17 protein-coding genes are annotated in these 15,588 nt (G+C 68.0%); 12 read left to right on the plus strand and 5 right to left on the minus strand.

Features of this window, described 5'->3' with window-relative positions; genetic code table 11:
• Positions 1–5: 5 nt before the first annotated feature.
• Genes QFZ61_RS09930 through QFZ61_RS09940 form a run of 3 tightly spaced genes read left to right on the plus strand, consistent with a single transcriptional unit; the run spans position 6 to position 3,042 of the window.
• A complete protein-coding gene (locus QFZ61_RS09930) occupies positions 6–833 on the plus strand; it encodes a 1-acyl-sn-glycerol-3-phosphate acyltransferase (protein WP_307035585.1) in 828 nt (275 codons plus the stop codon).
• On the plus strand, positions 830–1,891 hold the full coding sequence (locus QFZ61_RS09935; protein ID WP_307035587.1) for an NAD(P)H-dependent glycerol-3-phosphate dehydrogenase: 1,062 nt from the start codon (positions 830–832) through the stop codon (positions 1,889–1,891). Before QFZ61_RS09930 ends, QFZ61_RS09935 begins: the two co-directional genes overlap by 4 nt.
• 2 nt (positions 1,892–1,893) lie before the next feature.
• Positions 1,894–3,042, plus strand: a complete 1,149-nt coding sequence (locus tag QFZ61_RS09940) for a D-alanine--D-alanine ligase family protein (RefSeq protein ID WP_307035588.1) — start codon at positions 1,894–1,896, stop codon at positions 3,040–3,042.
• Positions 3,043–3,090: 48 nt separating this feature from the next.
• Here the strand turns inward: QFZ61_RS09940 and QFZ61_RS09945 are convergent, their stop codons facing one another.
• Entirely contained in the window at positions 3,091–3,594 is a 504-nt protein-coding gene (locus QFZ61_RS09945; protein WP_307035590.1) for a DUF3515 family protein, read from the minus strand.
• A gap of 88 nt (positions 3,595–3,682) precedes the next feature.
• Here QFZ61_RS09945 and QFZ61_RS09950 point away from each other — a divergent pair, with 88 nt between their 5' ends.
• From QFZ61_RS09950 to rsmD, 4 genes are read left to right on the plus strand one after another with little or no spacing between them, the layout of a single operon-like run.
• Entirely contained in the window at positions 3,683–4,744 is a 1,062-nt protein-coding gene (locus QFZ61_RS09950) for a thiamine-phosphate kinase (protein WP_307035592.1), read from the plus strand.
• Between the two features lie 22 nt (positions 4,745–4,766).
• Complete coding sequence (locus QFZ61_RS09955) at positions 4,767–5,837, plus strand: DAK2 domain-containing protein (RefSeq protein ID WP_307038112.1); 1,071 nt, start codon at positions 4,767–4,769, stop codon at positions 5,835–5,837.
• The gene (locus QFZ61_RS09960; protein WP_307038114.1) at positions 5,827–8,061 is read left to right on the plus strand and encodes an ATP-dependent DNA helicase RecG; all 2,235 of its coding nucleotides are present in this window, start codon (positions 5,827–5,829) and stop codon (positions 8,059–8,061) included. The genes QFZ61_RS09955 and QFZ61_RS09960 overlap by 11 nt, the downstream gene beginning before the upstream one ends.
• Before the next feature lie 36 nt (positions 8,062–8,097).
• A complete protein-coding gene (rsmD, locus tag QFZ61_RS09965; protein WP_307035594.1) occupies positions 8,098–8,676 on the plus strand; it encodes a 16S rRNA (guanine(966)-N(2))-methyltransferase RsmD in 579 nt (192 codons plus the stop codon).
• Between the two features lie 3 nt (positions 8,677–8,679).
• On the opposite strand, the gene QFZ61_RS09970 is transcribed toward rsmD, so the two are convergent.
• Positions 8,680–9,657, minus strand: coding sequence for an ABC transporter substrate-binding protein (locus tag QFZ61_RS09970; RefSeq protein WP_307035595.1), 978 nt, complete (start codon positions 9,655–9,657; stop codon positions 8,680–8,682).
• A 227-nt stretch (positions 9,658–9,884) separates the two neighbouring features.
• Between QFZ61_RS09970 and QFZ61_RS09975 the strand changes: the two genes are divergently transcribed.
• The gene (locus QFZ61_RS09975) at positions 9,885–10,373 is read left to right on the plus strand and encodes a MarR family winged helix-turn-helix transcriptional regulator (protein ID WP_307035597.1); all 489 of its coding nucleotides are present in this window, start codon (positions 9,885–9,887) and stop codon (positions 10,371–10,373) included.
• 57 nt (positions 10,374–10,430) lie between these two features.
• Here the strand turns inward: QFZ61_RS09975 and QFZ61_RS09980 are convergent, their stop codons facing one another.
• From QFZ61_RS09980 to QFZ61_RS09990, 3 genes are read right to left on the minus strand one after another with little or no spacing between them, the layout of a single operon-like run.
• On the minus strand, positions 10,431–11,219 hold the full coding sequence (locus QFZ61_RS09980) for a spermidine synthase (protein ID WP_307035599.1): 789 nt from the start codon (positions 11,217–11,219) through the stop codon (positions 10,431–10,433).
• The gene (locus QFZ61_RS09985) at positions 11,216–12,424 is read right to left on the minus strand and encodes an aminotransferase class I/II-fold pyridoxal phosphate-dependent enzyme (RefSeq protein ID WP_307035601.1); all 1,209 of its coding nucleotides are present in this window, start codon (positions 12,422–12,424) and stop codon (positions 11,216–11,218) included. Before QFZ61_RS09985 ends, QFZ61_RS09980 begins: the two co-directional genes overlap by 4 nt.
• On the minus strand, positions 12,421–13,356 hold the full coding sequence (locus QFZ61_RS09990) for an SDR family NAD(P)-dependent oxidoreductase (protein WP_307035603.1): 936 nt from the start codon (positions 13,354–13,356) through the stop codon (positions 12,421–12,423). The genes QFZ61_RS09985 and QFZ61_RS09990 overlap by 4 nt, the downstream gene beginning before the upstream one ends.
• A 49-nt stretch (positions 13,357–13,405) precedes the next feature.
• On the opposite strand from QFZ61_RS09990, the gene coaD reads away from it, so the two are divergent.
• The 4 genes from coaD to rnc all read left to right on the plus strand — a co-directional run bounded on the left by coaD (position 13,406) and on the right by rnc (position 15,583).
• Entirely contained in the window at positions 13,406–13,906 is a 501-nt protein-coding gene (gene coaD / locus QFZ61_RS09995) for a pantetheine-phosphate adenylyltransferase (protein WP_307035604.1), read from the plus strand.
• Positions 13,907–14,075: 169 nt separating this feature from the next.
• Positions 14,076–14,600: a DUF177 domain-containing protein gene (locus QFZ61_RS10000; RefSeq protein WP_307038116.1), complete on the plus strand. Its 525-nt coding sequence runs from the start codon at positions 14,076–14,078 to the stop codon at positions 14,598–14,600.
• A gap of 36 nt (positions 14,601–14,636) precedes the next feature.
• Positions 14,637–14,840 (plus strand): 50S ribosomal protein L32, encoded by a 204-nt coding sequence (rpmF, locus tag QFZ61_RS10005; RefSeq protein ID WP_056738282.1) that lies wholly within the window; start codon positions 14,637–14,639, stop codon positions 14,838–14,840.
• Between the two features lie 20 nt (positions 14,841–14,860).
• On the plus strand, positions 14,861–15,583 hold the full coding sequence (gene rnc / locus QFZ61_RS10010; RefSeq protein ID WP_307035608.1) for a ribonuclease III: 723 nt from the start codon (positions 14,861–14,863) through the stop codon (positions 15,581–15,583).
• The last annotated feature ends 5 nt before the right edge of the window (positions 15,584–15,588 follow it).

Consider the following 15,588-nt stretch of genomic DNA (forward strand, 5'->3'; position numbering starts at 1 on the left):
ACGACGTGAAGGAAACGGCCAAGAGCCACGTCACCTTTGTCATCGTCGCCGGCATCGTCCGGCCGGTGATGAACCTGCTGATGAACAAGAAGTGGGAAGGCCTGGAAAAGCTCCCCGCCGGCGGGTTCATCGCGGTGCCCAACCATTGCACGGAGATCGACCCGCTGGTGATCGGGCACATGCTCTACAACCAGCAGCGGATGCCGCACTTCCTGGCCAAGGGCAGCCTCTTCAAGGTCCCGGTCCTCCGGTCTGTGCTGCGTAACACCAAGCAGATTCCGGTGGAACGCTCGACGGCGGGAGCCAACCGTTCGTTGCAGGTCGCCAAGGAAGTCGTGGATGAAGGCGGCGCCATCATCATCTACCCCGAGGGAACGCTGACCCGCGATCCGGAGCTGTGGCCGATGAAGGGCCACACCGGGGCGGCCCGGATGGCGCTGGAGAGCGGTATCCCGGTCGTCCCGATGGCCCACTGGGGAGCGCATGAGGTCTTCCCGCGCTACGCCAAGCGGTTCCACGTCTTTCCCCGGAAGACCTCACGCGTGCTCGTCGGTGATCCGGTGGACCTGAGCGCCTTCGCCGGCCGGCCGCTGGACCGGGCGACGCTGGCAGAGGCGACGAACGTCATCATGGAAGCCATCACGGAGCTGCTGGCGACCCTGCGCGGGGAGCAGCCGCCGCTCTTGCGGTGGGATCCGGCAGCGCACAACCAGTCCACCCACGGTCGCTTCATGGAGCGCGGTGGCAGTGCTCCCGGCGGTGGCGCCGACAGGGCCCCCGGCGGGGTTTTCGACGGCGGTCCGGTTGACGGCGCGCCGGACGGCGCCAAGTGACGGCTGGACCCGCGGGTCCGGACGCCACCGGCTCGGCGCTGCGCGTTGCCGTGCTCGGCGCCGGCTCCTGGGGGACCACCTTCGCGAGGATCCTCGCCGACGCAGCAACTGCGTCCGGGGTTGAGCGGAGCATCCGCGTCTGGGGCCGCCGCGCCGCCGTCGTGGACCAGATTAATGCCGAGCACCGCAACGAGCAGTACCTCAAAGGTATCGCTCTGCCGGAAAGCATCACCGCTTCCACTGACGTGGCTGAAGTCCTTGACGGCGCCGACCTGGTGGTCCTGGCGGTTCCCGCCCAGACCCTGCGGCCGCAGCTGCGCGAGTGGAAGGGCCTGATCGGGCCGGACGCGCTCGTCGCGTCCCTGATGAAGGGCCTTGAACTGCACTCCGACGCGCGGATGAGTGAAGTCATCTGTGAGGAGCTGGTCATCCCCGCCGACCGCGTGGCCGTGGTCTCGGGGCCCAATCTCGCGATGGAAATTGCGCGCGAGGAGCCGACTGCCTCCGTGGTGGCCTGCTCGGACGCTGTCGCGGCGGGCTGGATGGCACGCAGCTGCACCGCCCCCTACTTCCGCCCCTACACGACGTCGGACGTGGTGGGCGTCGAAATCGGTGGCATCGTCAAGAACATCATCGCCCTCGCCGTCGGCATCTGCGAAGGCAAGGAAATGGGCGACAACACCAAGGCCTCCGTGATCACCCGGGGCCTCGCGGAGACTTCCCGGCTGACCCTCGCCCTCGGCGGGGAGGCCCGCACCATGGCAGGGCTGGCGGGTCTCGGCGACCTGGTCGCCACCTGTTCCTCGGCACTGTCACGCAACCACACCGCCGGCCGGCTGTTCGGTACCGGGCTGAGCCTGGACCAGGTCACCGCCAAAATGACGCAGACCGCCGAAGGCATCAAATCGGCGCAGGCCGTGCATGAGCTCGCTGGCAAGCTGGGCGTGGAAATGCCCATCACCGCCGCCGTCGTCGCCGTGCTGGCCGGAAAACTGTCCGTAGACCAACTGGGGCCGCTGCTGCTGTCCCGGGACCTGAAATCCGAAGGCGATTACTAACAGTGTCGGAAAAGAACTTGACTCCAGAGCCCCAGTCCGGCCGAGCCCGGCCCCGGGTTGCGGTGCTCTTTGGCGGCCGCTCCAGCGAGCACGCGGTCAGCTGCGTCACGGCTGCCGGCGTGCTCGGCGCGATCGACCAGGCGAAGTATGAGGTGATCCCGATCGGGATCGCCAAGACCGGCCAGTGGGTTCTGGCCTCCGGGGACACCCGGGAATGGTCCCTGTCCGCCTCGTCACTTCCCGAGGTTGCGCCGTCGGATCAGACCGTGACCCTGGCCGAGATCGGCGGCGAGCACCAGCTGATCGTGGCCGCGCCCAACCAGGTCCCGCAGGAGCTCGGCACCGTCGACGTCGTCTTCCCCCTGCTGCACGGACCGTTCGGCGAGGACGGGACCATCCAGGGCCTCCTGGAACTCTCCGACACCCGCTACGTCGGTGCAGGCGTCCTGGCCTCCGCCGTCGGCATGGACAAGCACTACATGAAGGTCGTTTTCGAGTCCGCCGGGCTCCGGGTCGGCCCGTACATTGCGGTAACCGACCGGCAGTGGCTCACCGATCCGGAGCTGGTCCGCAAGCGCGTGGACGCCTTGGGCTTCCCGGTCTTCGTCAAGCCGGCGCGGGCCGGTTCCTCCATGGGCATCTCCAAGGTGGATTCGCTCGAGCAGTTGGACGCCGCCATCGAGGCCGCCCGGCAGCACGACCCTAAACTCGTCATCGAGGCAGGCATCGTCGGCCGGGAAATCGAATGCGCCGTGCTGGAGGGCCGGGGAACGGACGCTCCGCGCACCTCAATGCCGGGCGAGATTTCCGTCGCCGGCGGGGGCCACGTCTTCTACGACTTCAACGCCAAATATGTCGAGGACGACGCCGCGGCGCTGAGCTGCCCGGCCGACCTCCCCGAAGAGGCCATCATCCGGGTCCGCGAGCTCGCCGCGGTCGCTTTTGACGCAGTCGGCGCCGAGGGCCTGAGCCGGGTGGACTTCTTCTACACGCCCGAGGGCGAGCTGATCATCAACGAGATCAACACCATGCCCGGATTTACGCCCAAGAGCATGTACCCGCAGATGTGGAAGGCCTCCGGGCTGGGCTACGCGGACCTGATCGACGAACTGATCTATCTGGCCCTGCACCGCAGGACCGGTCTGCGCTAGTCCCCACCGGCACCCTAACCTCGCTCCGCTTCGGCCAGGGAACCCGGCCTACTGGCCCGTCGGCAGGGTTGCGGCGTCCGACAGGCCTACGCAGTTCCGCACGGCCTTCACCTTGCCGGCGGCATTGGCGAGTTCGGCGAGGACCGTTGCCGAACTGATCTTGTTGGGGTCCATCAGGATCTCCGTGGCCGGTTCGCGCCCATAGGTGGTCAGCGTCCACACCGGGTCGCCCTCCTTGATCACCCAGTCGACGCCGTTGACGCTGACGCAGCGGTCTGTTGTGGGGCCGGGCACATTGACGCCGCACCGCAACACCACCAGCGAGGGATCACCCCATGCCGCCGTCGCTTGGCTGTTGGTTTTGCGCAGTTTGGCTTCGCCGATGCTGTCCGGCAGCGCGACCATCATCGGCGCGCACGCCGCGTTCGCCGCATCCTTGGCGGGCGGGACGTCAACGGCGGGGGAGCAGCCGCTGAGCGCGAGCCCGACGGCAGCTGCGGCGGCACCTAAGCGAAGCGGGCGGAGGAAACCGGTGGGGCGGTGCTGCTGCATCCATCCAGCCTATCCCGGCGGGAGCGCGCGGCCGGACGCCGCCGTCATCCTCGTCGCCGCTGTCAGCCTTGGGCGGTAGCGTAGGGCTGTGCTTGAACCCGGAACCCCCAAACCGCAGGACCCCTCGCCGCAAAACCGAGCCCCGCTCACCGTCGCCGAGCTGTCCGAAGGTGAGCTGCTCGAACGCATCTTCCCCCGGCTGCACGGCGGGGAGAAGAGCACGCTGCTGCTCGGCCCCGGCGACGACGCTGCCATCGTCGCGGCGCCCGACGGCCGCACCGTGATCAGCATCGACACGCAGGTGGCGGACCAGGACTTCCGGCTGGAGTGGAACAACGGCTACCGGACCTCCGGCTACGACGTTGGCTGGAAAGCCGCCGCCCAGAACCTCAGCGACATCAACGCCATGGGTGCCCGCGCCACCTCCCTGGTCGTCAGCCTGACGATGCCGCCGGAAACCCCCGTGTCCTGGGTGGAGGGCTTCGCCGACGGGCTCGGCGCCGGCATCCGCGAGCTCGGCGCGCCCAACTGCGCCGTTGCCGGCGGGGACTTGGGCCGCGGCCGTGAACTGGCCGTCAGTGTCGCCATCCTCGGCACCCTCGACGGGCACGACCCGGTGCTGCGCTCCGGCGCCCGCCCCGGGGACACCCTGGCCCTCGCCGGCACCGTCGGGCGCGCGGCCGCCGGACTGGCCCTGCTGGAATCCGCCACCCCGGTGGCCTCGCTCAGCAAAGAACAGCGGGACCTGATGGACACCCAGTGCCGGCCCCGGCCGCCGCTCGCCGCCGGTCCGCTGGCCCGCGACGCCGGCGCCACCGCCCTGATGGACATCTCCGACGGCCTGGTCCGGGACGGGAAACGGATGGCCGCGGCCAGCCGAGCTGTGCTCAACCTGGACCCGGCTGCGCTCAAGGACCTCGGCGCGCCGCTGCAGCCGGCCGCCTCCCTGCTGGGCACGGATCCGCTGGGCTGGGTGCTCGGCGGTGGTGAGGACCACGGCCTGCTCGCGGCCTTTCCGCCGGACGTTCAGCTGCCATCCGGGTTCACTGCGATAGGCTCGGTAGAGGCCCTTGCACCAACGGACAGCACGGGCGTGACGATAGCGGGCCAGCCCGCTGACACTGTCGGATGGGATCACTTTGCAGACTAAAATTGCCGCCAACGCGCAAGCGATGAAGCGGTGGTTGGGCAAGGCAGAAACGACGCTCGGAAACCACAGCGACCGCCTGAACGCCATCAACATTTTCCCCGTTGCAGACGGCGACACCGGCACGAACCTGTACCTCACGGTCCGCGCTGCCGCCCGGGCGCTCCAGGACGTTCCCACCGACACCACTGTCCTTCCCCAGTTGACCCCGGGCATGCAACTGCACGAGGTGGACCCGCCCGCGCCCGCGCAGAACGACGTCGGCGCGCTACTGGCAAGGGCAGGCCAAGCCGCGATCGAGCAGGCCCGCGGCAACTCCGGCACGCTCTTCGCCGTGTTCCTGTGCGCAGTCGCCGAACCCCTGGCAGGCCACCCCCGGCTTAGCTCGCCGCTGCTCGCCGCGGCCCTGAACCGTGCGCAGATCCGGGCCTGGTCCGCGCTAAGTGACCCGGTGCCCGGCACCATGCTCTCGGTCATGGAGGCGGCCGCCCGCGCCGCCGCCGCCGTGGACGCCGAGCACAACGGCGACGACAGCAACCACACGCTGGGCCTGGCCCTCGACGCGGCCGTCGATGCCGCCCTGGCCGCGGTGGTGCACACCGAGGACCAGCTCGAAGCGCTGAACACCGCCCACGTGGTGGACGCCGGCGGCGTCGGCATGCTCCTGGTCCTGGACTGCCTGCGCTCGGCCGTGCTCGGCGAGGAGCTCCAGGACCAGCTGCTGGACGGCCTGCACGGCTACGACGTCCAGGCCCCGCACATCCACACCGGCATGCCGCGGGATGAGGGCGTGGAGGTCATGTGCACCATCGCGCTGTCTCCGCTGGATGCCGCCACCATGCGGCAGCGGCTCGACGAGCTGGGGGAGTCCGTCATCATGAGCCAGGTCGGCGGCACCGCGGACGCCGACGGCGCCTACCGCTGGCGGGTCCATGTCCACGTGCCCGACGCCGCCCCCGCCGTCGCGCTGATCCGGTCCCTGGGCGAGCCTTCGGACATCAACGTCAGCGACCTGGCCCTGCCCAGGGAGCCCCAAGACCCCTCGGACGCTTCCGATGCCGGCCTCAGCACAGACCTCGACGGACATGGACGCTGAACTTGAAGTAGGCCTCGAGCGCCGGATCGGTAAGCGCTCCGCGGCCGTCATCGAAAAGCACCTCGGCATCACCACTGTCGGCGGGCTGCTGAACCACTTCCCGCGCCGCTACATGAACCGCGGGGAGCTGACCCCCATCAGCGAGGTCCCGCTGGATGAGGAAGTTACCCTGATCGCCCGGGTGGTCTCGAGCAGCACCCGCCCCATGCGTGCCCGCAAGGGTTCGCTGACCGATGTCGTGATCTCGGACGACGTCGCGGCCCCCGGCTCCGGCGTGCCCGGTACCCTCAAGGTCAGCTTTTTCAACGGCCACCGCGCCAGGGCCGAGCTGTTACCGGGCCGGCGTGCCCTGTTCTCCGGCAAGATCACCCGCTACAACAACGCCCTGAGCCTCACCAACCCCCAATACGAGCTGCTGGACGAGGACCCGGACATCCCCGGCAAGGACCCGGAAAAGCTCGCCGCCATGCCCATCCCCGTGTACCCGGCCACCGCCAAGCTGACCAGCTGGGCCATCCGGAAGGTCATCGCCGCACTCCTGGAAACAGCGGACCTGGCCGCCGTGCCGGACCCGCTCCCGGACGCCATTGCTGCCCGGGAGAAGTTCCTCTCCGTCGCCGATGCGTACCGGCTGATCCACGCCCCGGAATCGCCGGCGGACTGGCGGCGCGCCCGGGACCGCTTCCGCTACCAGGAAGCCCTGGTGCTGCAGTCTGCCCTGGCCCGCCGCCGTGCCCAGCTGGCCGCCGAGGACGCCACCGCCCGCCGCCCGGTGGCCGAGGGCCTGCTGGCCGCCTTCGACCAGCAGCTGCCCTTCACCCTGACGGCCGGCCAGGCCGCCGTCGGGAAGACCCTAGCCGAGGAACTGGCGCTGGATTCCCCAATGAACCGGCTGCTGCAGGGCGAGGTCGGCTCCGGTAAGACCATCGTGGCCCTGCGGGCGATGCTGCAAGTGGTCGACGCCGGGGGACAGGCCGCGCTGCTGGCCCCCACCGAGGTCCTCGCCGCCCAGCACTTCGAGTCGATCCGGCGCACGCTCGGCCCGCTCTCCCGCGACGGGCTGCTCGGCGGGCTCGGACCGGACTCCGTCCAGGTCACGCTGCTGACCGGCTCCATGCCCACCGCCGCCCGGAAACAGGCGATGCTGGACGCCGCGTCCGGCACAGCCGGGATCGTCATCGGCACCCACGCCCTGCTCAGCGAGAACGTGTCGTTCTACGACCTCGGCCTGATTGTGGTGGACGAACAGCACCGTTTCGGCGTCGAACAGCGCGACGCGCTCCGGGCCAAGGCCAGCAGGCCGCCCCACCTGCTGGTCATGACCGCCACTCCCATCCCGCGGACCGTGGCCATGACGGTCTTCGGCGACCTGGAAACCTCGGTGCTGGACGAACTGCCCGCCGGCCGCGCCCCGATCTCCACGCACGTGGTGGGACTCGCCGAGCACCCCGCCTGGGCCACCCGGATCTGGTCCCGCTCCCGTGAGGAAATCAAGGCCGGCCACCAGGTGTACGTGGTCTGCCCCAAGATCGGCGCCGACGACGACGGCGACTTCAGCCCCGGCGAGGCCGAGCCCACGGACGCGGACCTCGCCGAGACCGGCGCCCGCGAACTCGCCTCGGTGACCGGCGTCGTCGAACTGCTCCGGGACGAACCGGCACTTGCCGGCGTGCCGGTGGCGCCGCTGCACGGCCGCCAGGACCCCGCGCTGAAGTCCGAAACCATGGCCTCCTTCACCGCCAACCAGACCAAGCTGCTGGTCTCCACCACGGTGATCGAAGTCGGGGTGGACGTGCACAACGCCACCCTGATGGTCATCCTGGACGCTGACCGGTTCGGCATCTCCCAGCTCCACCAGCTCCGCGGCCGGGTGGGCCGCGGCGGCCTCCCCGGAACGTGCCTGCTGGTCACCACCCTTGAGCCCGGGCATCCCAGCCGGCGGCGGCTGGACGCAGTGGCTGCCACCACCGACGGCTTCGCACTCTCACAGGAAGACCTCAAACTCCGCCGCGAGGGCGACATCCTGGGCGCGTCCCAATCCGGCGGCCGGTCAACGCTGAAGCTGTTGCGGGTTCTCGAACACGAGGACATCATCGCCAGGGCCCGGCAGGACGCCCAGGCGATCGTCGGCGCGGACCCGGAGCTGGCCCGCCAGTCGGCCCTCGCCGCCGCCATCGAGGATTACCTCAACCCGGAAAAGGAGGCGTTCCTTGAACGCGGCTAAAACGAACGGGACTGCACCGGCGGAACGGACTGCATTATGAGCCGGATCATTGCCGGTACGGCGGGCGGCACGACCCTGGCCAGCGTCCCCGGATCTTTGACCCGGCCCACCACGGACCGGGTCAAAGAGGCGCTCTTCTCACGGCTGGACGCCTTCGAGGTTATCGCCGACGCCCGGGTGCTGGATCTCTACGCCGGCTCGGGTTCCCTCGGCGTGGAAAGCGCCAGCCGCGGGGCGCTGAGCGTGGACCTGGTGGAGTTCGCGCCCAAGGCCAGCGAGATCTGCCAGCGCAATGCGGACCTGGTGAACACGGTGGCACGCCACAAGATCGTCTCGGTGCACCGTTCCAAGGTCGAATCGTTCCTGGACCGGACCGCAGAAGGAACCCGCTGGGACCTGGTGTTCCTGGACCCGCCCTATCCGCTGGACGAGGTGGCGCTGGGGGCCGTGCTCACCAAGCTGCTGCCGCACCTGAACGAGGGCGCCGTCGTGGTGGTGGAACGCTCCGCCCGCACCCCGGAGCCCTCCTGGCCCGAGGGACTGGAACGGTTCGCCGAGAAGAAGTACGGCGAAACCCGGCTCTGGTTTGCAGAGCCGGGCCCCGAATCCGCGTAGCCGCTACTTCAGGATCGTGCCGGCCACGTCAGGCTTGGAGGGCACCAGCCCGTACTTGGTCATCAGGTCGCCGAGCTTGTTCAGGGTCGGTTCATCGATCTGGCCGTTGAACGCCTCCAGCCGCAGGTTCTTTGCCACCGCCTCCGGCATCTTCATGAACGCCGGCAGCAGCGCCCGAACCTTGTCGGGGTTGTTCTGCGCCAGGGTAAGGGTCTCCGTCATGGCCGCCTTGAAGTCAGAAACCACCTGCGGGTTCTGCTGGGCGTAGTTGCCGCTGGTGAAGGTAACGAGGGTGGGCAGGCCAGGAATCGCAGCCTGGTTGTTGTAGGTCACCAGCTTGTTCCCTTCGGAGAGCAGCTTTGAGAGGAAGGGCTCCGGAACCCAGACCGCGTCCGCGTTTCCCTGGGCCAACTGGGCGCCCATGTCCTGGAACGGCAGCTCGAGGAACTTGACCGCGTTCGGATCGCCGCCCTGCTGGGATACGACTTCCTTGATGGTCAGGTCGCCCTGGGCGTTGATGGTGTTGACGGCGACTTTCTTGCCCGCAAGGTCTTTGGCCGAGGTGATCCCGGAGTTCGCCTTGGCGACGACGCCGTTGATGTCATCGCCGGTGGGCAGGGAGTTGGAGTACCCGGACACGATCTTCATGTCCAGGCCCTTGTTCTTGGCCAGCAGCACGGAGAGAGGATTTCCGACGGAGAAGTTCATGGTGCCGGTGGAGACTGCCGGGAGCATTGCCGCGCCGCCCTGCCCGCTCTGCAACTCGACTTTCAGCTTGTGCTTCTCGAAAATCCCCTCGTCAATCCCCAGCTGCACGGCCGCTGACGGTGCAATCGAGATCACGCCCACGCTGATGTTGCGCACGCCGTCGCCGCCCGCGGCCGCGGTGCTCGAGGTGGACCCTGACGGGGACCCACCGCCGCAGCCGGTAAGCAGCAAGGCCGCGGCGGCTCCGACGGCGGCAAAGGTGAGTCTCTTCATAACGTCCACTTCCTTGGGGTGAGTTATTAGATGTAGCTGGACGGGGTGGCGCCCGGGAGCGAGCCCGGGCGGCGCCTCGGGCCAACACCGAAGCTATGTAAATGACAACTCACATAATTGACATTGTCAATGATAATTTGGGGGCTGAGGGTTAGAGGCTGCCGATGCCGGCGGTATCGTTGAAGCCGCCAAGCGTTCTTGGCATTTAGGAGAAGGCGCGAGGACCTGTGGCGGAACCGACTCAGCATGACCAAGACCTCTGGGCGGAGACGGTAGCGGCCGCTCCGGACCGTTTTCTCACCACCGACCTTGCCAACGAAATAGAGTTCCTCGCGGCGCGCGCGCGGGCCCTCGGCAGCGGCCACGCCAACGCCTTGCTGGCCGCGCTGGACCTGAAGGTCCGTTCGTACTCGGTCCTGGCCATGGCGTGCAGCGGTTCAGAGCCCTCGCAGCGTGAGCTCGCCGATTTCCTGCGCCTGGACCCGAGCCAGATTGTGGCCCTGGTTGACGCCCTGGAGGAGCGCGGGCTGGTGCGACGGGTGCCTGATCCCCGCGACCGGCGTTCCAAGATCATCCGGCCCACAGACGCCGGCATGAAGTTGCACCAACGTGCCGCGGAAGCCGTCCGGGCCGCCGAAGACACCTCCCTCGCCCAGCTCGACGGCTCCGAACGGAACCAACTCCGGGTCCTGCTGCGGAAGATCGCTTTCAACTGAGCAGGGCGGCCAAGGCGGCCTGGCCGCCGATGGCGGCCACGGCTCGGCGCTCCGCCGCTAGTCCGAAAGTACGTCCAGCGCTACCCCGGAGAGGACCTTGGCCGGGTGCGGGCCGCGGGCGGTCAGCGCCGCAGTCCACGCCTCCGGCCACGGGCCCTGCGTGCCGGTCAGAATGAAGTTGCCCGGATAGCGGCCGGTGAACATACCGGTCTCGGCGAAGGCAGCCACATCCGCCATCGCCCGGCGCAGAGCAGCCACCTGGCTGCGGACCAGGGTCAGGCCGGGTTCGTCGCCGACATTGATGACCAGCACACCGCGCGGTGTCAGCCGTGCCGCCGCTTCCCGGTAAAACTCAGTGCAGGCGAGATGCTCCGGTGCCTCGGGGCCGGAGAAGATGTCCAGGATTACGACGTCGAAGCGCAGCCCGGCGGGCAGGGCCGCCAGCGATTCCCGGGCGTCGCCGATCACGGGATGCAGTTCGGTTCCTTCCGGTAGCGGGAGCTGTTGCAGCACGAAGTCCAGCAGTTCCCGCTCCAGCTCCACGGCGTACTGCACGGATCCGGGCCGGGTGGCCTGGATGTAGCGCGCCAGGGTGAGGGCACCGGCGCCCAGGTGCAGCGCGGTGATCGGCTCGGCCCAGGGCGCGGCAAGGTCCACCACGTGGCCGATCCGGCGGAGGTACTCGTAGAAGATGTCACTCGGGTCGGCCAGGTCGACGTGCGACTGCTCGGCTCCGCCGATGCTGAGCACGTACCCGCCCTCGGTGAACTCATCCGGCTCGATTGCGGCGTGCTGTCCGGTGGTCCGCAGGAAACGTGTAGCGGCAGGAATGCTGTCAGCGCTCACAGCCGGTCCTGGAGGGTGGAGAGCCGTTCCGCGGCTTCCTCCAGCACATAGGTCTTCTTGCAGAATGCGAAGCGCAGCAGGCTGCGGGTCCGTTCGGCTCCCTCGGGGTGGCAGAAAACCGGCACCGGAATGGCGGCGACGCCCACCAGTTCCGGCAGCCGGCGCGCCAGGTCCACCGCGTCGGAGATCCCGAGCGGCGCGGTGTCGACGTTCACGAAGTAGGTTCCTTGCGGGGTGAAGACCTCCAGGCCTGCCGCGCGCAGCCCCTCGCTGAGGATGTCCCGTTTGAGCCGCAGCGTGTCGGCGATCCCGGTGTAGAACTCGTCCGGCAGGCCCAGGCCCACCGCAATGGCGCTTTGGAACGGGGTTCCGGAACTGTAGCTCAGGAACTGCTTGACCGTCCGGGCCGCGGCGACGAGGTGCTCGGGGCCGCTGAGCCAGCCGATCTTCCAGCCGGTGAAGGAGAAAGTCTTGCCGGCCGAGGAGATGGTCAGCGTGCGTTCGGCGGCGCCGGGGAGCGTCGCGATCGGCAGGTGCGCGACGTCGAAGGTGAGGTGCTCGTACACCTCATCGGTGAGGATGACGGCGTCGTGCTGGGCCGCGAGCTCGACGACGCGCTCCAGCACCTCGCGAGGGAACACGGCGCCGGTGGGGTTGTGCGGATTGTTGATCAGCACCACCTTGGTGCGGTCGCTGAAGGCCGCGGCCAGGGCGTCGAGGTCCGGCATGAAATCCGGGGCCAGCAGCGGCGCGGTGACATGCCGGGCACCGGAGAGCCCGATGATGGCACCGTAGGAGTCGTAAAACGGTTCGAACGTGAGGACCTCGTCGCCGGGGCCCACCAGGGCGAGCAGCGCGGCCGCGATGGCCTCAGTGGCGCCGGTGGTCACGATGATCTCGGTCTGCGGATCCGGGGTCAGTCCGTAAAAGCGCTCCTGGTGGAGCGAAATGGCTTCCCGCAGCTCCAGGATGCCTTTGCCGGGGGCGTACTGGTTCGCGCCGGCGGCGATCGCGGCCTGCGCGGCGTCCTTGATCTCGGCCGGGCCGTCCTCGTCGGGGAAGCCCTGGCCCAGGTTGATGGCGCCGGTGGCCAGCGCCAGCGTGGTCATTTCCTCGAAGATCGTGACACCCAGGTTCCCGCCGGGGGAGAGCAGATTCGCGCCGGTAGCCGCTCGCTGCCAGGGAGGCAGAGGGTGCGAACTCACTGCGCGCCTGCCTCGCCTGCGCTTGCGCCGGCGGTTCCGCCCGCCGTTGCGGCGGCACTTCCGCCCGCGCCCGCACCGCGGCCGGTGAACTTGTCCATGGTGGTGTAGATGCCGAAGATCTTCCCGCCCACGAAGTCCCAGGCGCGGACCGGCAGCAGGCCGCGCAACACCTTCCCCAGCTGCGCTGTCGCCGGGGCGATCAGCTGCGGCTGGCCGGCCACGGTGGCCCGCCAGGCGCGGTCGACGGCGTCGTCGGGGGTCATCAGCGGCGTGAACAGCGGACCCCGGGCGCCTTCGAACATGCCGGTGGAAATGTAGCTGGGGCAGAACGTCGTCACCTTCAGGTGGTCGTAGCCCTGCTGTTCAAGTTCGAGCCGCAGCGAGTCGCTCCAGCCGATCACCGCCCACTTGGAGGCCGCGTACACGCTCATCCGCGGGTTCGACACGGTACCGGCGGCGGAGGCGATGTTCAGGATCCGGCGCGGCCGCCCGCCGTCGGACATCATGGCCGGCAGGAACGCGTGGGCGACGTACATCGGGGCCAGGGCGTTGATGTCCATGGTGAGGGCGATGTCGCGGGCCGGATCGTGGTCCCAGAACAGGGCGCCGCGCACGATTCCCGCGTTGTTCACCAGCAGGGTCAGCGGACCCTCGGACGCCGCCTCCTGCGCCGCCTCTGCGATCGCTTTACGGCTGGCCAGGTCCACCTTGCGGACGACGGCCCGCGCGCCCAGGTCGGACACCTCGCGGGCGGTCCGGGCCAGGCCGTCGGCGTCGACGTCCCAGAGAATAAGGACGGCGGCGCCCTCCCGGGCTGCGCGGAGGGCGTAGAGCCGTCCCATGCCCATGGCGGCGCCGGTGACGAGGACGACTCCGCCGGCAACAGTAAACGGTTCGACCGGCTCGGTTACGGAATTCTTAGGTGCTGACATTCCGCCATGCTATCCCGGCCCACAAGGAGCTATGGGGTAGGTTCGAGGGATGAGACGCGCGGTATGCCCTGGCTCCTTTGACCCCATTCACAACGGCCATCTGGAAGTCATCGCCCGCGCCGCGAGCCTTTTCGATGAGGTCATCGTGGCGGTGTCCACCAACTACGCCAAGAAGTACCGCTTCGACCTTCAGGAGCGCCTCGACATGGCCCGCGAAACCTTGGCTTCGTTGCGGGGCATCGTGGTTGAACCCGTGGGGGAGGGGCTGCTGGCCGAGTACTGCCGCAAACGCGGAGCCTCAGCCATCGTGAAGGGCCTGCGGTCCTCCTCGGACTTTGACTACGAGCTGCCGATGGCCACCATGAACCGGCAGCTGACCGGCGTCGAGACCGTGTTCATTCCTGCCGAGGGCCACTACCTGCACCTGTCTTCCACGTTGATCAAGGAGGTCTACACCCTGGGCGGCGACGTCTCCGACTTTGTGCCGAAGTCGGTGCTGAGGAGGCTGGGCTCCGGCGAGCCGCCGCAGGATCCGGGTCGTAGAGGGTAAGCTTGATCGGTACTCGGCGGCCTGCTGCCGGATGCGCGGCCTACCGGGCCGGTTTGGCGGGGCCGAAGCGCTGCCGTCCGGTTTGAGTCCGCCCGGAAGTTCAGGCTAAGATGGTACGTCGGTCATATGTTCAACAGGAGTTCTCATTAAACGAGATGCTAGTTCGCCCCTGGCGTTCGACGTCAAGGACCTCGGACGCAGTCCGGGAAGCATGCGGACACTGACGGAACATGTACCCGCACCAAGTGACCTTGGTGTGGCACTCATTGGCGTGCAGGAAGGCTCGGATGTCGAGCTGGATCTGCGGCTTGAGGCCGTACACGAAGGAATTTTGGTATCAGGTACCGCGAACGTCGAAGTAACGGGCGAATGCGGTCGATGCCTGGATCCCCTTGCGTATGACCTTGAGGTCAATGTGCAAGAACTTTTCTTCTACGAGGATGCTGAATTCGCGGATGAAGAAGATGAAGAAGAGCAACGTCGAGTCGAGCACGATCTGATCGATCTTGAGCCGGTGTTGCGGGACGCAGTTGTCACTATGCTGCCGTTCCAGCCGGTGTGCCGGGAAGACTGCCAAGGCCTTTGCTCCGAATGCGGAGTGCGCCTGGAAGACGAGCCGGGGCACCACCACGAGGTCGTTGATCCTCGCTGGGCTGCCCTAGCCGACCTGGCTAAGCCTGACCGGCAAAACTGATTTGTAAGTGTTGGACTAGAGAGAAATGAGTTAGCCGTGGCTGTTCCCAAGCGGAAAATGTCTCGCTCGAATACCCGCGCCCGCCGCTCCCAGTGGAAGGCAACCGCCCCCCACCTGGTGAAGACCGTGGAAAACGGCCAGGTTGTTTACAGCCTGCCGCACCAGGCAAAGGTCGTTACCGACTCGGCTGGCACCGCGCTGTTCCTTGAGTACAAGGGCCGCAAGGTCGCAGACGTCTAATCCGCCAACAGGCTGACAAGATGTCTTCAACTGAAGAGCTTCTGAAGCGTCTCGGTGTCTCAATTGACGCCGGGACGCTTCGTCTTGCTCTGACCCACCGTTCCTACGCCTACGAAAACGGCGGCATCCCCACCAACGAACGCCTTGAGTTCCTGGGTGACTCCATCCTCGGGTTCTCCGTCACCGACGCGTTGTACCGCGACAACCCGGACCTGCCCGAAGGTGACCTGGCCAAGCGCCGTTCCGCCGTCGTCAGCACCCGGGCGCTGGCCGGCATCGGCCGCAGCATCGGGCTGGGGGAGTACATCTACCTCGGCCAGGGCGAAAAGCTCACCCAGGGCAAGAACAAAGCCTCCATCCTGGCGGACACCATGGAGGCGCTGATCGGCGCCACCTACCTGTCCAACGACCTGGAAACCGCCCGCCAGCTGGTCATGCGCCTGGTCGGACCGCTGCTCGAGGACGCCGCAGCGCTTGGTGCCGGCACCGACTGGAAAACCAGCATCCAGGAGCTCGCGGCTGCCCGGCAGCTGGGCACCATCAACTACGCCGTGGAGGGCTCCGGGCCCGACCACGCGCGGACGTTCGAGGCGGTACTGCGGATCGGTGGGAACGACTACGGCACCGGTTCGGGGAACTCCAAGAAGGAAGCCGAGCAGGAAGCTGCGGCCGACGCCTGGCGCCGGCTCTCGGCCCCCGCCCCTGATGCCGCGGCCGTCGCGCCCGGCCAGAGCGGAAGCTAGGCGCG

Origin of the sequence: Arthrobacter sp. B3I4, assembly GCF_030816855.1 — a bacterium.
Lineage (GTDB): Bacteria > Actinomycetota > Actinomycetes > Actinomycetales > Micrococcaceae > Arthrobacter.